The organism is Pseudomonas sp. AGC41, from assembly GCF_057334555.1.
Genome location: NZ_JBHFJB010000136.1, coordinates 90,532 through 94,179, shown reverse-complemented (window position 1 = coordinate 94,179; position 3,648 = coordinate 90,532). Strand labels below are relative to the sequence as shown.

At 58.8% G+C, this 3,648-nt stretch carries 3 protein-coding genes and 1 tRNA gene; 3 read left to right on the top strand and 1 reads right to left on the bottom strand.

The window, feature by feature from the left end; all coding sequences use genetic code 11:
- Nucleotides 1-226: 226 nt before the first annotated feature.
- Complete coding sequence (locus ACE04F_RS22355) at nucleotides 227-553, bottom strand: Arc family DNA-binding protein (protein WP_010226671.1); 327 nt, start codon at nucleotides 551-553, stop codon at nucleotides 227-229.
- Nucleotides 554-1,079: 526 nt separating this feature from the next.
- Between ACE04F_RS22355 and ACE04F_RS22350 the strand changes: the two genes are divergently transcribed.
- The 3 genes from ACE04F_RS22350 to ACE04F_RS22340 all read left to right on the top strand — a co-directional run bounded on the left by ACE04F_RS22350 (nucleotide 1,080) and on the right by ACE04F_RS22340 (nucleotide 3,613).
- Nucleotides 1,080-1,156 (top strand) — tRNA-Arg (locus tag ACE04F_RS22350).
- A gap of 164 nt (nucleotides 1,157-1,320) precedes the next feature.
- Nucleotides 1,321-2,928: a response regulator gene (locus ACE04F_RS22345; RefSeq protein ID WP_486109968.1), complete on the top strand. Its 1,608-nt coding sequence runs from the start codon at nucleotides 1,321-1,323 to the stop codon at nucleotides 2,926-2,928.
- On the top strand, nucleotides 2,921-3,613 hold the full coding sequence (locus tag ACE04F_RS22340; protein WP_486109967.1) for a sensor histidine kinase: 693 nt from the start codon (nucleotides 2,921-2,923) through the stop codon (nucleotides 3,611-3,613). The genes ACE04F_RS22345 and ACE04F_RS22340 overlap by 8 nt, the downstream gene beginning before the upstream one ends.
- Nucleotides 3,614-3,648: the final 35 nt, after the last annotated feature.

The following is a 3,648-nucleotide window of genomic DNA, read 5'->3' as shown; positions in this document are numbered from 1 at the left end:
GGCCCCAAACCTGCCAAATGCGGAGCACCAGAAATACCGCCCCAGCCGGTTTGCGACTGCTTCGCAGCCGAGCGGGAGCAAGCCCCCCCCCCCCCGGGACTGCATTCTCAAGTGAATAGCATTAGCCTGTTTGGCGGGCTTTTTTGTGGGCGATGGTTTTTGCCAGGAACCGGATTCCGAGCAAAAAAAAGCCAGCACAAGGCTGGCTTTAATCTCTACGTTGCGATCAGGACGCGTCTGCGGCCATTTCTGCATCGTGGGCAATCAGCGAAACGAGGGCGTTCTGCTGACGATGGGAAAGTTGTCGGAAGCGTTGCAGCAGCTCGCGCTCGTGCAACGACAGCTCAGGGCTGTCCAGGCGCATGCTCAACTCTTCACCCAATGCACCTTCCTGAATCAGGCTTTGCTCAAGGCGCGCGATGATTTCGGAGTTCATGCTGCGGTGATGATTACGAGCCACCTCGGCAATGCGTTCCCGCATTCCGTCTGGCAGACGCACGACGAACTTGTCAGCCGTACGGCTGGAATAAATTGCCTGTTTCATTGGGCGCATATTTATTTAACCGGTTAGTTCAGGGGAGCGGTTCTCGGGATTGGCCGCAGGATGTCGATAGGACAAGGTCTGCGGCCAAATGTTCAACCTGAATTGTTAAGAGGCCGCATCATGCCTCAAAATTGCCAGATCATTGGCGCCAATTCTGTGACAAATTCTGATCCGGGTAAAGGCGTTATGCCAGCACCCTTCGTCAAAAATTGCGGACTGGTTTGAAAAACACACAGGTTCCGCATTTGTGACCGCTGCATCGTGTCGTTGTGCCATACCGTTTGGCGGATAACCGCTACGGAGCAAAACGCCGACCGTCCTTGCTTTGTATAGGATAGTGGCAAAATGCCGATTTACTAGGCCGACGAGCCGGGGATGGATGAATGGTGGCTGAATTCGCCAGGTCTGTGCTCCGCGCAGCGGCTTAGCTGCACCATTTGCCTACACTTATCAGGCAACGACGACATGACAAACGCGAGAGCGGCCGTTAACATGCACGCCGTCCAACGCACCGCGTTTCTCGCGGTCGACCCGTGTCTCAGTAGCTCAATTGGATAGAGCATCCCCCTCCTAAGGGGAAGGTTGGCAGTTCGAACCTGCCCTGGGACACCATTTTTCGCACCAGCCCCCAACGCCGATCTACTCTTCCTTAACGGAACGCCATCTGCTGCCGATAACCCGTTGAGTCTCCTTTCCTGACGTCCCGGCGTTGTGGAGCGGTGTTTCGTTTGTTTCGCCATTGAGTTCATTTTTTCTTATTTGCCTGGACATCCTCGATGCTGGCGTACCACCAAAAAAGTTTTTTGATCGTCGATGATTTCTCGGATTTCCGCAGTTCGATCCGCTCCATGCTGCGTGAGCTGGGCGTCAAGGACGTGGACACCGCCGACACCGGTGAGGTGGCGCTGCGCATGTGCTCGCAGAAGCGCTATGACTTCATCCTGCAGGACTACCACCTGGGCGATGGGCGCAAGAATGGCCAGCAGGTGCTGGAAGACCTGATGGTCGAGAAGCTGATCAGCCATGAAAGCGTGTTCCTCATGGTGACTGCCGAGACCAGCCAGGCGATGGTGCTCAGTGCCCTGGAACATGAGCCGGATGCGTACCTGACCAAGCCGTTCAATCGCTCCGGCCTGGCCCAGCGGCTGGAGCGACTTGAGCAGCGCAAGACCTTGCTCAAGCCGATCCTGCAAGCCCTTGACCGTGGCAAGCCAATGGAAGTGCTCAATGCCTGCATCGCCCTTTGCAAGCAGGACCCTCGTTATGGGCCGTTGTGCCTGCGTTATCGCGCCGATGCGTTACGCGACCTGAATCAGAACGAGGCCCTTGAACGGTTGTACAACTCCATCATCGCGGATCGTCCGTTGCCTTGGGCGTACGCGGGGCTGGGGAAGTTGCTGTTCAAGCGCGGGCAGGTGGGCGAGGCCAAGGCTGTCTATGAAAAAGCCTTGAAAGCTTTTCCGATGATGCCCGCCCTGTACGACGGCATGGCCGATGTGTTGGTGGCCGAAGGAGATACGAAGCAGGCGCAAAACGTGCTGGAAGAGGCGGTGCGCCTGTCGCCCCTGGCGGTGCGCCGGCAAGCGCTGCTGGGCAAGCTGGCAATGACCAACGAAGACTACGACACCGCGTCGAGAGCCTACCGCCAGGCGGTGGGGCAGGGCGCGCAGTCGCGCTTCAAGGACCCGGAAACCAACCTCGGCCTGGCTCACGCGCTGATCAGCAAGGGCAGCGAGAAAGGCCTGGATACCCGCACTCGCCTGGAAATCAACACGACGCTCAGCGCCGTGGCCAAGGAAAACCCCAGCGATCCGGGGCTGCAAGTCCGGGCGCGGCTGATGAAAGCCACGAGCCTGTTGCTCAACGATGCCGAAACCGCCGAGAAGCTCACCGAGCAGGCGTTGCAGCGCCTCGACGGCATGGAGCAATTCATGAGCGCCGAAGCCGCCTTGCTGGTGGCCAAGCAGTTGCAGATGCTTGGGCAAGCCAGCGCCGGCGAGTCGATGCTGAAGAACTGCGCGGAAATCTACGGCGATGATCCGACGGTGATGCAAGGCATCGCCAAGCTCACCGACGACCCCAATATCCTCAACCAGGGCAATGCCGCCGCCGAGCTGAACCGCGAAGGTGTGCGCGTCTACAAGACCGGCGCCTTGCCCGAGGCGCGAGAGCTGTTCCGGCGTGCCCTGAAGCTGCAACCGAAGAACATCAGTATTGCCCTGAATATGGCGCAGTCCCTGCTGCACGGCACCGATACCAGCGTCGAGTCGGAGCTGCTGCAGGAATGTCGCGCTTGCCTGAAACTGGTGGGCATGATGCCCGACACCGATGCGCGTCATGCGCGCTATCAGAAACTGCGGAGCAAGGCATTTAGCGATGAATGACAGCGAACAGGCTCTCGATTTTTCCACGGTGATCGCATCTACCGTGCACGACATGAAGAACTCCCTGACCTTGCTCATGCAGGCTCATACGCAATGGCTCGAGCGTTTGCCGGAGTCTGAGCGACAGACCTCGGAGCAGGGCGTGATGGACTTCGAGTTCGCTCACCTCAACGGCCTGCTTGTGCAGCTGCTGGGGTTGTACAAGCTGGGGGTCAACCAGTTGCCGCTGCATCCGGCCTACCATGAGCTGGATGACTTCATCGAAGCGCAACTGGCCGGCCATCAGGACGTGTTCCGCAGTCGCGGGATCATGGCCACCTACGAAGTCGACCCGTTGAGTCCGCTGGGGTTTTTCGATCGTGAGCTGATTGCCTCGGTGCTCGACAACATGATCAACAACGCGATTCGCCACGCTCGGCAGACGCTCTTGATCAGTGTGAGCGACGAGGCCGGGCAACTGGTGTTGACTATCAATGACGACGGCGAAGGCTATCCAGCCGCGATGATCGAGCGTCAGGCCGAGTATGTGCAGGGCATCAACCACAGCACCGGCAGCACCGGCCTGGGCCTGTATTTCGCCGCGAGGATCGCCGGTCTGCATCAGCGGGGAGGCTTGAGCGGGCATACCGAGATTGCCAATGGCGGCGTGTTGGGTGGTGGGGTGTTCAGGCTTTACCTGCCCTGAGCAGAACCTGACGCAACACAGTTCCCCTGTGGGAG